Origin of the sequence: Gordonia humi (assembly GCF_014197435.1) — a bacterium.
Taxonomy (GTDB): Bacteria; Actinomycetota; Actinomycetes; order Mycobacteriales; family Mycobacteriaceae; genus Gordonia; species Gordonia humi.
Genome location: NZ_JACIFP010000001.1, coordinates 3,289,448 through 3,308,208, shown reverse-complemented (window position 1 = coordinate 3,308,208; position 18,761 = coordinate 3,289,448). Strand labels below are relative to the sequence as shown.

The 18,761-nt window shown below is 70.1% G+C and carries 18 protein-coding genes; 17 read left to right on the top strand and 1 reads right to left on the bottom strand.

Annotation, left to right across the window (positions count from 1 at the left end):
* Positions 1-28: 28 nt before the first annotated feature.
* The 7 genes from mltG to aroB all read left to right on the top strand — a co-directional run bounded on the left by mltG (position 29) and on the right by aroB (position 6,972).
* Positions 29-1,888 (top strand): endolytic transglycosylase MltG, encoded by a 1,860-nt coding sequence (gene mltG, locus BKA16_RS24195; protein ID WP_183371479.1) that lies wholly within the window; start codon positions 29-31, stop codon positions 1,886-1,888.
* Positions 1,881-2,711 carry a shikimate dehydrogenase gene (locus BKA16_RS15170; protein ID WP_183371478.1) on the top strand — a complete coding sequence of 277 codons (831 nt, stop codon included), beginning with the start codon at positions 1,881-1,883 and terminating at the stop codon, positions 2,709-2,711. Before mltG ends, BKA16_RS15170 begins: the two co-directional genes overlap by 8 nt.
* 136 nt (positions 2,712-2,847) lie before the next feature.
* Positions 2,848-3,240, top strand: a complete 393-nt coding sequence (locus BKA16_RS15165) for a prepilin peptidase (protein ID WP_183371477.1) — start codon at positions 2,848-2,850, stop codon at positions 3,238-3,240.
* Between the two features lie 119 nt (positions 3,241-3,359).
* Positions 3,360-4,103 (top strand): DUF1906 domain-containing protein, encoded by a 744-nt coding sequence (locus tag BKA16_RS15160; protein WP_183371476.1) that lies wholly within the window; start codon positions 3,360-3,362, stop codon positions 4,101-4,103.
* An 18-nt stretch (positions 4,104-4,121) separates the two neighbouring features.
* Complete coding sequence (aroC, locus tag BKA16_RS15155; protein ID WP_343067443.1) at positions 4,122-5,312, top strand: chorismate synthase; 1,191 nt, start codon at positions 4,122-4,124, stop codon at positions 5,310-5,312.
* Between the two features lie 32 nt (positions 5,313-5,344).
* Positions 5,345-5,866 carry a shikimate kinase gene (locus BKA16_RS15150; RefSeq protein ID WP_183373097.1) on the top strand — a complete coding sequence of 174 codons (522 nt, stop codon included), beginning with the start codon at positions 5,345-5,347 and terminating at the stop codon, positions 5,864-5,866.
* A complete protein-coding gene (gene aroB / locus BKA16_RS15145; protein WP_183371475.1) occupies positions 5,863-6,972 on the top strand; it encodes a 3-dehydroquinate synthase in 1,110 nt (369 codons plus the stop codon). Before BKA16_RS15150 ends, aroB begins: the two co-directional genes overlap by 4 nt.
* Before the next feature lie 84 nt (positions 6,973-7,056).
* Here aroB and BKA16_RS15140 read toward each other — a convergent pair whose 3' ends face one another.
* Entirely contained in the window at positions 7,057-7,539 is a 483-nt protein-coding gene (locus BKA16_RS15140; RefSeq protein WP_183371474.1) for a B-4DMT family transporter, read from the bottom strand.
* A gap of 49 nt (positions 7,540-7,588) precedes the next feature.
* On the opposite strand from BKA16_RS15140, the gene BKA16_RS15135 reads away from it, so the two are divergent.
* From BKA16_RS15135 to pyrF, 10 genes are all read left to right on the top strand, one after another.
* On the top strand, positions 7,589-8,692 hold the full coding sequence (locus tag BKA16_RS15135) for an aminopeptidase P family protein (protein ID WP_183371473.1): 1,104 nt from the start codon (positions 7,589-7,591) through the stop codon (positions 8,690-8,692).
* Positions 8,693-8,748: 56 nt separating this feature from the next.
* Positions 8,749-9,312, top strand: a complete 564-nt coding sequence (gene efp / locus BKA16_RS15130) for an elongation factor P (protein ID WP_183371472.1) — start codon at positions 8,749-8,751, stop codon at positions 9,310-9,312.
* Between the two features lie 57 nt (positions 9,313-9,369).
* Complete coding sequence (nusB, locus tag BKA16_RS15125; RefSeq protein WP_382427528.1) at positions 9,370-9,819, top strand: transcription antitermination factor NusB; 450 nt, start codon at positions 9,370-9,372, stop codon at positions 9,817-9,819.
* 116 nt (positions 9,820-9,935) lie between these two features.
* Positions 9,936-10,508 (top strand): bifunctional pyr operon transcriptional regulator/uracil phosphoribosyltransferase PyrR, encoded by a 573-nt coding sequence (gene pyrR / locus BKA16_RS15120; RefSeq protein ID WP_183371471.1) that lies wholly within the window; start codon positions 9,936-9,938, stop codon positions 10,506-10,508.
* On the top strand, positions 10,505-11,506 hold the full coding sequence (locus BKA16_RS15115) for an aspartate carbamoyltransferase catalytic subunit (protein ID WP_183371470.1): 1,002 nt from the start codon (positions 10,505-10,507) through the stop codon (positions 11,504-11,506). Before pyrR ends, BKA16_RS15115 begins: the two co-directional genes overlap by 4 nt.
* Positions 11,506-12,825, top strand: coding sequence for a dihydroorotase (locus tag BKA16_RS15110; RefSeq protein ID WP_183371469.1), 1,320 nt, complete (start codon positions 11,506-11,508; stop codon positions 12,823-12,825). The genes BKA16_RS15115 and BKA16_RS15110 overlap by 1 nt, the downstream gene beginning before the upstream one ends.
* Positions 12,822-13,391: a PH-like domain-containing protein gene (locus BKA16_RS15105; protein ID WP_183371468.1), complete on the top strand. Its 570-nt coding sequence runs from the start codon at positions 12,822-12,824 to the stop codon at positions 13,389-13,391. Before BKA16_RS15110 ends, BKA16_RS15105 begins: the two co-directional genes overlap by 4 nt.
* Entirely contained in the window at positions 13,392-14,609 is a 1,218-nt protein-coding gene (carA, locus tag BKA16_RS15100; RefSeq protein WP_183371467.1) for a glutamine-hydrolyzing carbamoyl-phosphate synthase small subunit, read from the top strand.
* Positions 14,609-17,944 carry a carbamoyl-phosphate synthase large subunit gene (gene carB / locus BKA16_RS15095; protein ID WP_183371466.1) on the top strand — a complete coding sequence of 1,112 codons (3,336 nt, stop codon included), beginning with the start codon at positions 14,609-14,611 and terminating at the stop codon, positions 17,942-17,944. Before carA ends, carB begins: the two co-directional genes overlap by 1 nt.
* Entirely contained in the window at positions 17,941-18,759 is an 819-nt protein-coding gene (gene pyrF / locus BKA16_RS15090; protein ID WP_183371465.1) for an orotidine-5'-phosphate decarboxylase, read from the top strand. The genes carB and pyrF overlap by 4 nt, the downstream gene beginning before the upstream one ends.
* The last annotated feature ends 2 nt before the right edge of the window (positions 18,760-18,761 follow it).

The following is an 18,761-nucleotide window of genomic DNA, read 5'->3' as shown; positions in this document are numbered from 1 at the left end:
GCCCCGCCTATGAGGAGGAACGACCGACGTGAGTGATCAGGACCGGACATCCCGACCGGGTGACGACGATGCGCGACGGTTCTTCACCGACTCGTCCTCCGCGCAGGCCGCCAACCGGCATCGGCGTCGCCGCGGTCCGGGAGACCCGACGACCACGGGCAGCATTCCGATCGTCCGCGTGGACAACGCCTTACCGGATCCGACGATCGAGTATCGGACGCCGGAGCCGCCGGCCGGCGCCTCGCCGTACTTCGAGGTCCGCTACCGGAGCACGGCGGAGCCGACGATGCAGTTCTCCGAACCCAAGTGGGAGGAGCGGTACCGAGCCGCGCATCGTGCGCCGGAGCCGACGCCCGAGCCGCCGCGCACCCCAGAACCGCCGCGCACCCCAGAACCGCCGCGAGTGTCAGAGCCGCCGCGAGTCTCGGAGCCGCCGCGCACCGCCGTGCCGCGACGCGGCGTCGAGCCGGATGTTCCCGCCGAGGCGACGACCGGACCGATCGAGGTGGTTCCGGCGGCCGAGCCGCGCCATGCGGCCTCCGGCGAGCCCTGGCACGAGTCCGGTCCGGAGTTCACCCCTGATTTCGACGTCCTCGAACCCGTTCCCGAGGAGATCGGCAGCGCCCCGCGAGAGATCCAGGTGGTGCCTGCCCCAGAGGAGCCGCTGTACGTCGGCGGCGACGATGCGGCGCCGCCACCGGACATCCTCGACGACGATCCGGACGGGGTCGGCGGGGCGATGCCCGAACGCAGTCGCAACAAGCGGCTGCTGCTCGGCATCGGTCTGGTCGTGCTGGTCGTGATCCTCGTCGTCGGCGGGCTCGGTCTGAAGTTCTTGGGCGTCTTCGACTCGCGCACCGACTACAGCAGCACGACCGGTTCGGGTTCGGTACTGGTCGAAGTACCCGCCGACGCCGCCATCCGCGACGTCGGTCAGACGCTCGCCGACGCGGGTGTTGTCGGCAGCAAGCGGGCGTTCGTGGACGCCGCGGAGAACGGGCCGGGGGTGCCCGCGGGCTTCTACGACCTGCCGAAGGGACTGTCGGCCAAGGCCGCCGTGGACATGATGAGCGGCACGGACAAGCGCGTCGGACGCATCGTGGTCCCCGAGGGCCTCCAGCTGGACTCGACCAAGAGCACCGGCGGTGAGAGCCGACCGGGCGTGTTCGAGATGATCTCGAAGGCGACGACCTTCACCACCGACGACGCGAAGTACGGGGTGAGCGTCGCCGATCTGGACAAGGCGGCGGCCGACGCGTCGCCCGCCGACCTCGGTGTTCCCGCATGGGCCGCGAAGCAGGTCCAGGCCCTCACCGGCGATCATCGGCGCATCGAGGGACTCATCGCGTCGGGCGCCTGGGAGAACGTCGACCCGCGTCTGGACGCGACGCAGATCCTGCGTGAACTCATCACCCGCAGCGTCTCGCGGTACACCGCGTGGGGTCTGCTGGGCGACAACAGCACCGGGCGGTCGCCGTACGACACGCTGATCCTCGCGTCGATCGTGGAGGCCGAGGCACGCAAGGACGAGGACTTCCCGAAGGTCGCGCGAGTGCTGCTCAACCGGCTCGACAAGGGGCAGCGCCTCGAGATGGACTCGACGGCCAACTACACCGCCGACGTGCGCGCGAACGACGTGCACGGTGACGTCTACGACGGCGACAACCCGTGGAACACCTACAAGCACGAGGGTCTGCCGCCGACCCCGATCGGAGCCGTCGGCGATCGTGCGCTGCGCGCCACCGAGAGTCCGGCACCGGGTAAATGGCTGTACTTCGTGACCGTCGACGAGAACGGCACCACGCTGTTCGCGAACACCTTCGCCAAGCACAATCAGAACCGAGAGGTGGCCTGCCGCAACGGGTTCCTGAAGGTCGGCTGTGCCTGATCCCGGCGCCCGCAAGGCGGCCGTGCTCGGGTCGCCGATCGGGCATTCGAAGTCGCCCGCGCTGCACCGCGCCGCCTACGCGGCCCTCGGTCTCACCGGGTGGACCTACGACGCGGTGGAGACGACCGCGGACGGACTCGCGGATCGAGTGCGCGGGTGCGGCGACGAGTGGATCGGCTTCTCGGTCACCATGCCGTGCAAATCGGCCGCACTGGCGTTCGCCGACGTCGTCACCCCGCGGGCCGAACTGATCGGATCGGCGAACACCCTGGTGCGCACGGCCGACGGGTGGCGCGCCGACTGCACCGACGTCGACGGCGTGACCGGTGCGTTGGCCGAGACCGGCCTCGCCGGACCGTGCTCGCGCGCCGTCGTGATCGGGGCGGGCGGCACCGCCCGTCCCGCGCTGGCCGCGCTCGCCGCCGCCGGGGTGACGGACGTGGCGGTGGTCGCCCGTGATGCGGGCCGAGCCGCGGGCGTCCTCGATCTGGCCGACCGCCTGTCGGTGCGCGCGCGTCTCGTCGGCTTCGAGGACTCCGCCGAACTCCGCGGCGAATGCGCGGCGTCGGATGTGACGATCTCCACCGTGCCCGCACCCGCGGCGGCGGTTCTCGCCCCGGCGGTCGCCGCGTCACGGCGGCTCGTCGACGTGATCTACGATCCGTGGCCGACTCCGCTCGCCACCGCGGTGGCCGAGGCCGGCGGCACCGTGGTCGGCGGTGTCGTGATGCTCCTGCACCAGGCCTACAGCCAGGTGGAGCAGTTCACCGGCAGGCCCGCGCCGAAGTCGGCGATGGCGTCGGCCGTCGGCCTGACGTCGTGACGACGGACCCCGGCCACCGTCCGTGATGCGGCCGTTCGTCCCGCGCGGACATCCGCATCGCCTTCGGTGTCCCGGTTACTCGCCGGTTGTGGACAACGCCCTTGGCAGGTGAGCGGACGGGGACGATGCTCGGGGCATGGTGGTCCTGACGATCGGTCTCCTCGCCGTCGCGTTCGCATGCGCCGTCGTCGACGCGCGGACCGGTCGCATACCCAACGCGCTGACGATGCCGGCGATCGGCGTCGTCGCGATCGTCGCGATGTTCCAGCCCGCCGTCGGGGCGTCCGCGGCCCTGTGCGCGGCCGTGTACGCGGTGGCCTTCGTGTGCGGGGCGTGCGGTGGGGGCGACGTCAAGCTCGCCGCGGTGGTCGGCGGGGCGGTCGGGAACCCCGCCGCGATCCTTCTCGTGGTGGTCGGGGCGGCCGTGCTGTCGCTGATCGCCGCCGCCGCGCGGCGACGGCGCACGACGGTCCACGGTCCGGCGATGGTGGGCGCGGCCGCCGCGGTCCTCGCGGCGGCGATGATCTGACGGATGATCTGACTGCTGCGGCACGCCGAGAACCTGTTTCTCCTGTTACTCAAGTGACTGTTGGTTCTCACGTGGCTGAAGGTACGATCGTTGCGTCGCCAAGCAGATCGGATCTCGCCATGTCGCTCACTCGTCGTACGTTCCTGGCCTCCGCGGTGGCGGGAGCCGGAGTCGCGGTCGCCGGACGGAGCGGGGGACGGGCGGCCGCGGCCGGATCGTCCGAGCTGCCGCCGTCGGGCGCGGCCGACCCGGGCCTGGGCACTCTGCTCGACTACGCGGTCGGAGTGCCGTCCGCCGCGGCCGTGCGCGGCGCGGGACATCGGGGAGTGATCCGCTACGTCTCCGATCGCCGACCGGGCGCCGAGTTCATGACCGGTAAACCACTGCTGCGCGCCGAGGCCGACCAGATGCGCGCCGCCGGGCTGGCGGTGGTCTCCTGCTACCAGTTCGGCAAGGCCGAGACCGCCGACTGGCTCGGCGGGTTCGCCGCGGGTCTCGAACACGCGCGGCGCGGCGACGAGCTGCACCGTCAGGCGGGCGGACCGGTGTCCGCGCCGATCTACGCGTCCATCGACGACGATCCGAGCGCCGAGCAGTTCTACCTGCGGATCGCACCGTATCTGGCGGGATGGAACGCTGTGGTCGGCCCCGGTCGAGTGGGGCTCTACGCCAACGCGCCGACCATCCAGCGGGCGGCGTCGCTCGGTCTGGCCACCCGCTTCTGGCAGCACGGATGGGGAACGCCTGCCGGCTACGTGCACCCGGCGGCGCATCTTCGCCAGCTGCCCGGGCAGTCGCGAGTCGGGGGCGTAGAGGTGGATGTGAACACGATCCTCAAGCCGGAATTCGGCGCCTGGACCTGACTCTGGAACAATCGAATCGTGCTGCGTTGGATAACTGCCGGAGAATCACACGGACCGGCCCTGGTCGCCATGGTCGAGGGAATGGTCGCGGGGGTGGACGTCACCTCCGCCGACATCGCCGAGCAATTGGCTCGGCGTCGCCTGGGCTACGGTCGCGGCGCCCGCATGAAGTTCGAGGCTGACAAGGTCACGATGATCGGCGGCGTGCGCCACGGCAAGACCCTCGGCGGCCCGATCGCCGTCGAGATCGGCAACACCGAGTGGCCCAAGTGGGAGAAGGTGATGTCGGCCGACCCCGTCGACGCCGATGAGCTCGCGGGTACCGCGCGCAACGCTGCGCTGACCCGCCCGCGGCCCGGACACGCCGACTACTCGGGCATGCTCAAGTACGGCTTCGACGACGCGCGCCCCATCCTCGAGCGCGCGAGCGCGCGGGAGACCGCGGCGCGAGTCACCGCGGGCACCGTGGCCCGCAACTTCCTCAAGCAGGTGCTGGGCGTCGACATCGTCTCGCACATCATCTCGATCGGCGCCAGCGAACCGTACGAGGGCCCCGCGCCGCGCGCAGGCGACCTCGACGCGATCGACGCCAGCCCGGTCCGCGCGTTCGGCAAGGACGCGGAGACGTCCATGATCGACCAGATCGAGGCGGCCAAGCGCGACGGCGACACGCTCGGCGGCGTCGTCGAGGTGATCGCGACCGGCGTGCCCGTCGGCCTCGGCTCGCACGTCAGCGGCGAGACCCGCCTGGACGCACGCCTGGCCGCCGCGCTGATGGGCATTCAGGCCATCAAGGGCGTGGAGGTCGGCGACGGCTTCGAGACGGCCCGCCGCCGCGGAAGCCAGGCCCACGACGAGATGGTGCCCGGCGCCGACGGCGTGCTGCGCTCCACCAACCGCGCAGGCGGTCTGGAAGGCGGTATGACCAACGGCGAGGATCTGCGCGTTCGCATCGCGATGAAGCCGATCTCCACGGTGCCGCGCGCCCTCGCCACCGTGGACATGACCACCGGCGAGACGGCCAGCGCCATCCACCAGCGCAGCGACGTGTGCGCGGTGCCCGCGGCGGGCGTCGTCGCCGAGGCGATGGTCGCCCTCGTCGTCGCGCAGGCCGCTCTGGAGAAGTTCGGCGGCGACTCGGTCACCGAGACCGGACAGAACGTCCAGGCCTACCTCGCCGGCGTGAACGCTCGCCCGCCGCGGCCGTGACGTCCCGCCCGGCCGTCGTCCTCACCGGATTCATGGGGTCGGGAAAGTCGACCGTCGGTCGTGCGCTCGGTGCACTCGGTCTCGACTTCGTCGACACCGACGCCGAGATCGAGCGACGGGCGGGCCGCACCATCCCGGAGATCTTCGCCGCCGACGGCGAAGACGGTTTCCGCGCCATCGAGGCCGACACCGTCCGCGACGTTCTGGCGACCTCCCGGGGGATCGTCGCCCTCGGGGGCGGATCACCGACCGTTCCGGCGATCCGTGAGGCGCTCACCGGACACCACGTCGTGTACCTGGAGATCGGCCCCGACGACGGCTACGAGCGGGTGAGCGGCTCCGACCGTCCCATGCTCGCCGATCCGGACCCGCGCGCCCGCTACGCCGCGATCCTGGCCTCGCGCGTCGACGCTTACCGCGCGGTGGCCGCGCAGACCGTCGACGCGGCGCGTCCGGTCGCGCAGATCGTCGCCGAGATCATCGAAGGACTGCCGAATTCAGGATGGACGCCGTACCGTCCGTCCGACGCCCCGCTGCAAGGAGAGAACTCATGACCGAACCGGTCACCGTCGCCGTCCGCGCCGCGTCGCCCTATGACGTGACCATCGGACGAGGTCTGCTCGACGACGTCGTCGCCGCGGCCCGGGGCGCCGATCGCATCACCATCGTGTACCAGCCGACGCTCGGCGCCACCGCGGAGCAGATCCGCGAGTATCTCGCCGAACGCGGATTCGACGCTCACCGCGTCGAGATCCCGGACGCCGAAGCGGGGAAGGACCTGTCGGTGGCGTCGTTCTGCTGGGAGGTCTTCGGGCGCATCGGCATGATGCGCAACGACAAGGTGATCAGCCTCGGCGGCGGCGCCGCCACCGACCTCGCGGGATTCGTGGCCGCCACCTGGATGCGCGGAATCGGCGTCATCCACGTCCCGACCACGCTGCTGGCCATGGTCGACGCGGCCGTCGGCGGCAAGACCGGTATCAACACCGATGCGGGTAAGAATCTCGTCGGCTCGTTCCACGAACCCGACGCCGTCCTCGTCGACCTGGCGACCCTGGAGACCGTGCCGCGCAACGAAGTCGTGTCCGGTATGGCCGAGGTCATCAAGGCGGGCTTCATCGCCGATCCGGTGATCCTCGATCTCGTCGAAGCCGACCCCGAAGCCGCACTGGACCCCGCGGGCGACGTACTGCCCGAACTCATCCGTCGTGCGATCCAGGTCAAGGCCGACGTCGTCTCGGCCGACCTCAAGGAGTCGTCGCTGCGCGAGATCCTGAACTACGGTCACACGTTGGCGCACGCGATCGAACGGCGCGAACAGTACAAGTGGCGCCACGGGGCGGCCGTCTCGGTCGGCATGGTGTTCGCCGCCGAGCTCGCACGCCTGGCCGGACGACTGGACGATGAGACCGCCGACCGGCACCGCGCGATCCTCGAACTCGTCGGACTCCCGACGTCGTACGACGCCGATGCGCTCAGCGCCCTGCTCACGACGATGGCCGGCGACAAGAAGAACCGCTCGGGCATGCTGCGCTTCGTCGTCTTGGACGGACTGGCCAAGCCCGGACGCCTGGAGGCGCCCGACCCGTCGCTCATCGCGGCCGCCTACTCGGCGATCTCCAAGGACGCGCCGACGGGCGGGGGAGCGATCCTGCTGTAGACGAGCCCCGGGGTTGGACGAGCGCCGGGTTGGACGAGCCCCAGGGGCGGACGAGACGAGTCGGGGTGGAGCAGTGCGGTCCGGTCAGCTCGCGACGGGCAACTGCGTCGTCTGCGCCTCGGCGGCCTCTTCGGCCTTGCGCTGTTCGCGACGGATGATGATGCGTCCCATCGACACGCCGAAGAACGCCGGGACGAACACGAGCAGGGCGACGAACGAGGTGCCCGCGATGATCTCGATCGGGAACGAGGCCTGTCCGATGCCGTTGAGCCAGCCCGCGGTGCCCACGATGTAGCTGACCAGGCACGAGACGAAGCCGGCGAGCAGCCCGGCCTTGAGCCAACGGACGGTCAGGTCCTCGTAGTCGTCGGGGTCGCTGTGGGCTTTGGCGTCTCGGATGCCGTCGATGCCGCCCCAGACGATGGCGACGACGATCACGATCGCGATCGTCACCCACGTGGCCGGCGTCTTCGACAGCGGCGACGAGATGATGAAGGCGCCGAGGATGAACCGTGCCGCGATCTGCACAATGGACATCACCACGCCACGAAGAAGCCACGAAGTCATGCCGAACACACTAGCGGTCTGGAACACGTTCAACAATGGAGACATACCGATGAGTAACCACAACAGTGCTCGTCGAACCGCCCTCGCGGCCTCGGCGAGCCTGGGCGAGGCCGACTCGATCGTCGTCAGCGATCCGACCAATCTCCGGTATCTGACCGGATTCACCGGCAGCAACGGTGCGGCGATCGTCTGGACCGGGGACGACCGGGCCGACGACCGGATCAGCACCGACGGCCGCTACATCACCCAGGTCGCCGAGCAGACCCCCGACCTCACGGCGATCATCGTGCGCGACTGCCCGGCGGAGCTGGTGCGCTACGCGGGCACGGTGCGGCCGGGCTCCCGCATCGCGATCGAGGGCCACGTGATGCCGGTCGCCGACTACCGGCGCCTCGTCGACCTCGCCGCCGAGACCGGATCGAGCATCGTCCCCGTCGGCGACGCGGTCGAGCGTCTGCGCATCGCGAAGGACCCCGACGAAGTGGAGTTGATCACGTCCGCCTGCCGGATCGGCGACGACGCCCTGGCCCGGTTGATCGCGCGCGGAGCCATCGCACCCGGCCGCACCGAACGACAGGTGGCCCGCGATCTGGAGTGGGCGATGTTCGACCTCGGCGCCGACGCGATCGCCTTCGAGACGATCGTCGCGACGGGACAGTGGTCCGCCGTGCCGCACCATCGCCCGACGGACGCCGTCCTCGCCACCGGCGACCTGGTCAAGATCGATTTCGGGGCCGTCGTCGGCGGATATCACTCGGATATGACACGGACCTTCGTCCTCGGGTCGCCCGCCGACTGGCAACGGGAGATCTACGACGTCGTCGCGACCGCCCAGCGTGCGGGCCGCGACGCGCTGGCCGTGGGGGCCGATCTGGCCGGAATCGACGCCGCGGCGCGCTCGGTGATCGCCGATGCGGGGTACGGACCGCGGTACGTGCACGGTCTCGGACACGGTGTGGGCCTGCAGATCCACGAAGCACCGGGAATCGGAGCCGCCGCGAGCGGTACACTGCCTGACGGCGCAACGGTCACTGTGGAGCCGGGTATCTACCTTCCCGGACGCGGTGGCGTGCGGATCGAGGACACCCTGGTGGTCACCGACGCCGGACCCCGGTCACTGACGACCGCGTCCCGGGCGCTGACCGCCCTGTAGAACCAACCGCCCGGCAGGCCACCGGCCCTGCACGACAACCCCGAGGAGACCTATCCATGGCGACGACCGCAGACTTCAAGAACGGCCTCGTTCTCAAGATGGACAACCAGCTCTGGCAGATCGTCGAGTTCCAGCATGTGAAGCCCGGCAAGGGCCCGGCCTTCGTCCGGACCAAGCTCAAGAACGTGACGTCGGCGAAGAACATCGACAAGACCTTCAACGCGGGCGTCAAGGTCGAGACCGCGACCGTCGACCGCCGCGACATGACCTTCCTGTACAAGGACGGCGCCGACTTCGTCTTCATGGACGGCGAGACCTTCGAGCAGATCAACATCGCCCCCGAAGTGGTCGGCGACGGTGCGCGCTTCATCCTGGAGAACATGACCGTGCAGGTCTCCACCCACGAGGGCGAGCCCCTGTCGGTGGAACTGCCGGTCACCATCGAGCTCGAAGTGACCCACACCGACCCGGGTCTGCAGGGCGACCGCTCCACCGGCGGCACCAAGCCCGCCACGGTCGAGACCGGCGCGGAGATCGCCGTTCCGCTGTTCATCAACACCGGTGACAAGCTGAAGATCGACTCGCGCGACGGCAACTACCTCGGTCGCGTCAACGGCTGATCAGGCTCGCGACGACCATCCCCATCCCACCACGACGACGAGTGACGAGAACTACCAGTGAGTGAAGCCAAGGGTCGCCACCGCATGCGCGGTCGTGCGGTCGACATCCTGTTCGAGGCGGAGGCCAAGGAGGTCCCCGCGACCCAGCTGGTGGCCGAACGCCGCGCCTGGTTCGCCGAACACGACGCCGTCGGCGAGATGACCGGCTACACGGTCACCCTCGTCGAAGGGGTCGCGGCGGACGCGGCGCAGATCGACGCCGTCATCTCCTCGCATCTGCAGAACTGGACACTGGAGAGGCTTCCGGCCGTCGACCGCGCGATCCTGCGCCTGTCGGTGTGGGAACTGCTCTACTCCAACGAGGTCGACATCAACGTCGTCATCGACGAGGCCGTCAAACTCGCCAAGGAGCTCTCCACCGACGAATCGCCCGCGTTCGTCAACGGTGTGCTGGGTCGCGTGGCCGAACTCGCCCCGCAGGTCCGCGCCGCCGCCTCCGCGGAATGACGTGCGAGCGGGCCGAAGCCCGGCCCGCTCGCGGCGCCCGCTGACGCGGGGGTAGACTTCTCGACAAGCGAAATTCCTTTAACGGACCGTCCTGTGAGGCGGGGAAGGAGGTCGGCTTGGCTCCGCCGGTCGATGATGCCCAGAACAAGCCGCAGCCGCGGGTCCTGCTCGACACCTCGGACGTCGGACGCACGGTGGCCCGCATGGCGCACCAGATCATCGAGAAGACCACCCTGGACGAGCCGTCCGCTCGCCGGGTGCTGCTGATCGGGATTCCCACCCGGGGCACGTCGCTGGCCCGTCGACTCGCCGAGAAGATCGCCGAGTTCACCGATGTGCGACTGCCCACCGGGTACCTCGACATCACGCTCTACCGCGACGATCTGCGCGATAAGCCGCACCGGCCCCTCGAACGGACCCTGGTCCCGGAGGGCGGGGTCGACGGTGCGCTGGTGATCCTCGTCGACGACGTCCTGTTCTCCGGCCGCACCGTCCGCGCCGCACTCGATGCGCTGCGCGATCTCGGCCGGCCGGCCGCGGTGCAACTGGCCGTGCTGGTCGATCGCGGACACCGCGAACTGCCGCTGCGCGCCGACTACGTCGGCAAGAACATCCCGACCGCCCGCGACGAGGACGTGCAGGTCCACCTCCTCGAGCACGACGGCGTCGATGAGGTGGTGCTCCGATGAAGCACCTGCTCTCGGCCGCCGACCTCTCGCGCGACGACGCGATCGACGTCCTCGACGAGGCGCAGCGCTTCGAGCAGGCGCTCGCCGGACGCGAGGTCCGCAAGCTGCCGACCCTGCGCGGCCGCACCGTGATGACGGTGTTCTACGAGAACTCCACGCGCACCCGGGTCTCCTTCGAGGTCGCCGCCAAATGGATGAGCGCGGACGCGATCAACGTCAGCGCCTCCAGTTCCTCGGTCAACAAGGGCGAATCCCTGCGCGACACCGCCAAGACGCTCCGCGCGCTGGGGGCGGACGCCCTCGTCGTGCGGCATCCCGCCTCGGGCGCCGCGGCGCAGATCGCGCGGTGGACCAACGACGGCAGCGATGTGCTGTCGATCCCCGGGCAGAGCGGACCGTCGATCGTCAACGCGGGCGACGGCATGCACGAGCACCCGACGCAGGCCCTGCTCGACGCCTACACGATCCGGCAGCGACTCGGCGGACTCGACGGCCGACGCGTGCTGATCGTCGGCGACATCCTGCACTCCCGGGTGGCGCGCTCGAACGCGCTGCTGCTGTCGACGCTGGGCGCCGAGGTCGTCCTCGTCGCACCGCCGACCCTGCTGCCGACCGGCGTCGACACCTGGCCGGTCCGCGTGGCCACCGACCTCGACTCCGAACTGCCCGGCGCCGACGCGGTCATGATGCTGCGCGTGCAGGCCGAGCGCATGAACGGCGGCTTCTTCCCGAGCAGCCGCGAGTACTCGGTGCGGTACGGACTCTCGGACCTGCGCATGGCGATGCTGCCCGAGCACGCGGTCATGCTCCATCCCGGGCCGATGCTGCGCGGTATGGAGGTCGGCTTCGACGTGGCCGACACCCCGCAGGCGACCGTCCTGGAACAGGTCCGCAACGGAGTGCACGTCCGCATGGCCGTGCTGTTCCGCCTCATCGCGGGCGCCGAGGACGCCGCGCCCGCCCACCACACCGCCATCGAATCTCAAGGAGACAAGTAGTGACCGTCGCCGGTTCGGCCCTGATTACCAATGTTCGGCCCTACGGTGACGGCGACCCGGTGGACGTCGCGGTCGTCGACGGCGTCATCGCGGCGATCGGCAGCGGACTCGACGCGCCCGAGGGCGCCGAGATCGTCGACGGTCGCGGCGGCGTCCTGCTGCCCGGATTCGTCGATCTGCACGCTCACCTGCGCGAACCCGGCCGGGAGGACACCGAGACCATCGCGTCCGGATCGCTCGCCGCGGCGCGCGGCGGCTATACGGCGGTGTTCGCGATGGCCAACACCGCGCCCGTCGCCGACAACTCGTCGATCACCGACCTGGTGTGGCGACTCGGCAGGGAGATCGGCCTCGTCGACGTGCATCCGGTCGGCGCGGTCACCGTCGGTCTGGCCGGCGAGCAACTCGCCGAGATGGGCATGATGGCCGACGGCGTCGCCAAGGTCCGCCTGTTCAGCGACGACGGGAAGTGCGTTCACGATCCGGTGCTGATGAAGCGCGCCCTCGAGTACTCGAGGGGGCTCGGCGTCCTGATCTCCCAGCACTCGGAGGATCCGCGACTGACCGTCGGCGCCGTCGCCCACGACGGTCCGACCGCCGCCCGGCTCGGTCTGGCCGGGTGGCCGCGTGCCGCCGAGGAGTCGATCGTCGCTCGCGACGCGCTGCTCGCTCGCGACGCCGGGGCGCGAGTGCACATCGCGCACGCGTCCACCGCGGGCACCGTCGAACTGATCAGGTGGGCGCGAAGTCAGGGCATCGACATCACCGCCGAGGTCACCCCGCATCACCTGCTGCTCGACGATTCCCGCCTGGAGACCTACGACGGCGTCAACAAGGTCAACCCGCCGCTGCGCGAGGCGAGCGACGTCGCCGCGCTGCGTCGGGCGCTCGCCGACGGGATCGTCGACTGCGTCGCCACCGATCACGCGCCGCACGCCTCCCAGGAGAAGTGCTGCGAGTTCTCCCAGGCCCGCCCGGGCATGCTGAACCTGGAGACGGCGCTGTCGGTGATCGTCGAGACCATGCTCGTGCCCGGTCTGCTCGACTGGCGGGGGGTGGCCCGGGTGATGAGCGAACGGCCCGCCGAGATCGTCGGACTCGACGACCAGGGCCGCCCGATCGCCGTCGGCGAACCGGCCAACCTCACCGTCGTCGACCCCGACCAGGAGTGGACGGTGCGCGGCGACGGACTGGCCAGCAAGTCGAGCAACACCCCGTACGAGGAGATGACACTGCCCGGCGTCGTGCGGGCGACGCTCCTGCGCGGACGAGTCACCGCACGCCGAGCGGCGGCGGACACGGTGGGAGAGTGGTCATGAGCAACACCCTGTACTACCTGCTGATCGCGCTCGGCGCGCTGTTCGTCTGGCTGATTCTGGTGGCGCTGGCCCTGCGCGGCTGGCGCAATCGGGGCCGTCGTCAGGAGGAGGCGGTCGGGGAGTTCCCCGATCTCCCCGCCGAGCTCGGCGAACCGGTCCGCGGACCGCACACCGGCCTGTACGTCGGCAGCACGCTGGCGCCGAGCTGGCAGAATCGCATCGCCATCGGCGACAAGGGCGACCGCGCCCTGGCCGAACTGACCGACTACGAGGAGGGCATCGCCCTCACCCGCCGGGGCGCCTCGCCGATCTGGATCCCGCGCGAGTCGATCGTCGCGGTCCGCACCGAGAACGGGCTCGCGGGCAAGGTCATGAGCCGCGACGGCGTCCTGGTGATCCGGTGGACCCTGCCGACCGGAACCCAGATCGACACCGGTCTGCGCGGCGACGACAAGTCGGCCTACCCCGAGTGGGTGGCCGCATACGAAGAACTCACCGAACGCGCTTTCGCCGACCTCGACGCGGCGGAACGCGAGTCCGGCACCACGAAAAAGAAGGAAGACTAGATGAGCAAGGCAGTACTGGTGCTGGAGAACGGCCAGGTGTTCACCGGACTGGCGTACGGCGCCACCGGCCGCACACTCGGGGAAGCGGTGTTCTGCACCGCGATGACCGGGTACCAGGAGACGCTGACCGACCCGAGCTACCACCGCCAGATCGTGGTCGCCACGGCGCCGCAGATCGGGAACACCGGCTGGAACACCGAAGACAGCGAGAGCCTGCTCGGCAAGCGGTCGTCGGTGCGCTGGGTGCCGGGAGAGCCGGGGAGCGGGCCTTATCAGACCTGGTCGGCGGACTTCATCGATCACGATGATCCGGGCAAGATCTGGGTCGCGGGCTACGCGGTCCGCAATCCGGCGCGCCGCGTGTCCAACTGGCGCGCCGGCTCGACCCTCGAAGGCGAACTCGCCGATCAGAGCGTCGTCTCGATCGCGGGCATCGACACGCGAGCCCTGGTCCGGATCCTGCGCGAGAACGGTTCGATGCGCGCGGGAATTTTCTCCGGCGACGCACTGGCCTCCACCGAGGAGATGCTCGACGCGGTCCGCGCCCAGCCGTCGATGGCCGGAGCCGACCTCGCCGCCGAGGTCAGCACCGCCGAGCCGTACGTCGTCGAGGCAGCGGGCGGACAGGCCAGATTGCGGGTCGCCGCGCTGGACATGGGCGTCAAGGCCAACACTCCGCGCATGCTCGCCGCCCGAGGCGTCGAAGTGCATGTTCTGCCGTCGACGGCGACCTACGACGACATCCGCGCGGTGAACCCGGACGGATTCTTCCTCTCCAACGGTCCCGGCGACCCCGCCACGGCCGACGCCGCCGTCGCCCTCACGAGCGAGATCGTCGACTCGGGGCTGCCGACCTTCGGCATCTGCTTCGGCAACCAGATCTTGGGCCGCGCCCTCGGTCGCGGCACCTACAAGCTCAAGTTCGGTCACCGCGGCATCAACATCCCGGTCCTGGACACGGCGACGGGCCGTATCGCCATCACCTCGCAGAACCACGGCTTCGCCCTCGAGGGGGAGGCCGGCGAGGAGTTCGACAGCCCGCTCGGCCGCGCCCGCGTCTCCCACGTGTGTGCCAACGACGGCGTCGTCGAAGGCGTCGAACTGCTCTCGGGCAAGGCCTTCTCCGTTCAGTACCACCCCGAGGCCGCGTCCGGCCCGCACGACGCCGCCAACCTCTTCGACAAGTTCGTCCAGACCATGGAAGGGAACCGTTCCTGATGCCCCGTCGTACAGACATCTCCCACGTCCTGGTGATCGGGTCCGGCCCGATCGTCATCGGCCAGGCCTGCGAGTTCGACTACTCGGGCACCCAGGCTTGCCGCGTTCTCAAGGCCGAGGGCCTGCGCGTGTCGTTGGTCAACTCGAATCCGGCGACCATCATGACCGACCCGGAGTTCGCCGACGCCACCTATGTCGAGCCGATCAGCCCCGCGTACATCGAGAAGGTCATCCAGGCCGAAGCGGCCGGCGGTCACCCGATCGACGCGGTGCTCGCGACCCTCGGCGGACAGACCGCGCTCAACGCCGCCGTCGGTCTGCACGACGCCGGTATCCTGGAGAAGTACGACATCGAACTCATCGGTGCCGACTTCGACGCCATCCAGCGCGGTGAAGACCGTCAGATGTTCAAGGACATCGTCACCAAGGTCGGCGGCGAGAGCGCCCGCTCGGCCGTCTGCTACACGATGGACGAGGTCCGCGCGACCGTCGACGAGCTCGGCTTCCCGGTGGTCGTGCGCCCGTCGTTCACCATGGGCGGACTCGGCTCGGGCATGGCGTACAACGACGCCGATCTCAAGCGCATCGCGGGCGGCGGCCTCGCGGCCTCGCCGACCGCCAACGTACTCATCGAGGAGTCGATCCTCGGTTGGAAGGAGTACGAGCTGGAGCTGATGCGCGACAACAAGGACAACGTCGTCGTCGTCTGCTCGATCGAGAACGTCGACCCGGTCGGTGTGCACACCGGCGACTCGGTGACCGTCGCCCCGGCGATGACCCTCACCGACCGCGAGTACCAGATCATGCGTGACCTCTCGATCGACATCATCCGAGAGGTGGGCGTCGACACCGGCGGCTGCAACATCCAGTTCGCGCAGGATCCGCGCGACGGCCGCCTGGTGGTCATCGAGATGAACCCGCGCGTGTCTCGGTCGTCGGCGCTGGCCTCCAAGGCCACCGGATACCCGATCGCGAAGATGGCCGCCAAACTGGCCATCGGCTACTCGCTCGACGAGATCACCAACGACATCACCAAGGTGACCCCGGCGGCGTTCGAGCCGACGCTCGACTACGTGGTCGTCAAGGCGCCCCGTTTCGCGTTCGAGAAGTTCCCGGGCGCCGACGACGAGCTGACCACCACGATGAAGTCGGTGGGCGAGGCGATGAGCCTGGGCCGCAGCTTCGCCGAGGCCTTCGGCAAGGTGATGCGCTCCATGGAGACCAAGGCGGCCGGATTCTGGACCGAAGCCGACCGCCCGGATCCGGCGACGCTCGACGTCGACGCGTTGCTCGCCGACATCGCGGTGGCCCGCGATGGCCGCATGTACAAGCTGATGCTCGCACTCGAGGCCGGGGTGTCGATCGAGAAGCTGTACGAGGTCACGGCGATCGACCCGTGGTTCCTCGCCGAGATCGACGGAGTCCGCGAGGTGGGCCACCGGGTCCGTGATGCCGACGTCGTCGACGAGGAGCTGATGCGGGTGGCGAAGACGACGGGTCTGTCGGACCGCCAGATCGCGGCGCTGCGCGCCGATCTCGCCGACGAGGACGCGGCGCGCGCCCTGCGAGTGGGTCTCGGCGTCCGCCCGGTCTACAAGACGGTCGACACGTGCGCCGCCGAATTCGAGGCCAAGACCCCGTACCACTACAGCGCGTACGAGATCGATCCGGCCGCGACCAGCGAGATCGCCCCGCAGACCGAACGGCCCAAGGTGTTGATCCTCGGATCGGGCCCCAACCGCATCGGTCAGGGCATCGAGTTCGACTACTCGTGCGTGCACGCCGCCCTCACGCTCAGCGAAGCCGGCTACGAGACCGTGATGGTCAACTGCAACCCGGAGACGGTCTCCACCGACTACGACACCGCCGACCGCCTGTACTTCGAACCGCTGACGTTCGAGGACGTGATGGAGGTGTACCACGCCGAGAGCGTCTCGGGCACCGTCGTCGGCGTCATCGTGCAGCTCGGCGGACAGACCCCGCTCGGCCTGGCCGCCCGCCTGCAGTCCGCGGGTGTGCCGATCGTCGGCACGAGCCCGGAGGCCATCGACCTCGCCGAGGATCGCGGCGAGTTCGGCCGCGTCCTGACCGAAGCCGGTCTGCCCGCGCCCAAGTTCGGCACCGCGACCACCTTCGACGGCGCACGCGACATCGCCGCGGACATCGGCTATCCGGTGCTGGTGCGCCCGTCGTACGTCCTCGGCGGCCGCGGTATGGAGATCGTCTACGACGAGCAGGCCCTGGCCTCCTACATCGCCCGCGCCACCGAGATCTCCGACGACCGCCCGGTGCTCGTCGACCGCTTCCTGGAAGGCGCCGTCGAGATCGACGTCGACGCCCTCTACGACGGCACCGACATCTACATCGGCGGCATCATGGAGCACATCGAGGAGGCGGGCATCCACTCCGGCGACTCGGCGTGCACTCTGCCGCCGATCACGCTGGGCGCCGCGCAGATCGAGCAGGTGCGCGCGTCCACGCTGGCGCTCGCGAAGGGCATCGGCGTCCGCGGGCTCCTCAACGTCCAGTACGCCCTGGCCGACGGTGTCCTGTACGTCCTGGAGGCCAATCCGCGCGCCAGCCGCACCGTGCCGTTCGTCTCCAAGGCGACGGCCGTCCCACTGGCGAAGGCCTGTGCCCGCGTCATGATGGGCCGCAGCATCGCCGAGCTCCGCACCGAGGGCATCCTGCCGGCGACCGGTGACGGGTCGACGACCCCGGCGGGCGCCCCGGTGGCCGTCAAGGAGGCCGTCCTGCCGTTCAACCGCTTCCGTCGGGCCGACGGCACGGGCGTCGACTCGCTGCTGTCGCCGGAGATGAAGTCCACCGGCGAGGTGATGGGCATCGACGCCGACTTCGGACGCGCGTTCGCCAAGTCGCAGGAGGGCGCGGGCGGTGCACTCCCGACCTCCGGAACCGTGTTCGTGTCCGTCGCCGACCGCGACAAGGCGTCGATCCTGCTCCCGATCAAGCGGCTGTCCGATCTCGGCTTCTCGATCATGGCCACCGCCGGTACCGCGGACGTCCTGCGGCGCAACGGTATCGAGGTCACCACCGTCGCCAAGGGCGCCGAGGCGGCACAGGGCAGGCGGACCGTCGTCGACGAGATCAAGGCGGGCGAGGTCGACATGATCATCAACACGCCGTACGGCACGTCCGGTCCCCGCGTGGACGGCTACGAGATCCGCGCGGCGGCCATCGGCGCAACGGTCCCGTGCATCACCACGGTGCCGGGCGCGAGCGCCGCGGTGCAGGGCATCGAGGCCGCCATCGGCGCGTCGATGGGTGTGGCCTCGCTGCAGCGCCGCCACGCCGAGATGCTGGGTCGGGCGTGAGTTTCGGTGCACGCTACACGGAGGCGGTCGCCGCGCGCGGCCGCCTCTGCGCGGGCATCGACCCGCACGCCGCACTGCTGACCGAGTGGGGTCTGCCGGTGTCGGTGGACGGCCTGCGCGCCTTCGCGCAGGCGTGCGTGGCGGGTGTCGCACCGATCGCCGCCGTGGTGAAGCCCCAGGTCGCCTTCTTCGAGCAGTTCGGATCCGCCGGATTCGCGGTGCTGGAGGAGACGATCGCCGGCTGCCGGGACGTCGGCGCCCTCGTCCTGGCCGACGCCAAACGGGGCGACATCGGATCGACGATGGCCGCCTACACCACGGCATGGCTCGACGACGCCTCACCGTTGTGCAGTGACGCCGTCACGGTATCCCCGTACCTGGGCTTCGGATCGCTCTCTCCCGCTGTGACGGCGGCGCAGGCGACCGATCGGGGGGTGTTCGCCCTGGCGCGCACGTCCAACCCCGACGGCGGAGCGCTGCAGACCGCCGCCGTCGCCGACCACGGCACCGTCGCGCAGACGATCGTCGACGCGGGCGCGGCGGTCAACGCGCAGAGTCCGGGCACCGTCGGCGTCGTGGTCGGTGCGACCCGCGAGCACGGTCTGGACCTGAGCGGTCTGGGCGGCCCGATCCTGTCGCCGGGACTCGGCGCCCAGGGGGCGACCCCGGCCGACCTCGCGCGCATCTTCGACGGCGCCGACGTGTCGTGGCTGCTCCCCGCGGCCTCCCGCAGCATCCTGCGCGCCGGTCCCGACGTCGCCGCGCTGCGTGCCGCGGTGGAGGCGACCCGAGACGAGATCGAGGCGGCCCTGTAACC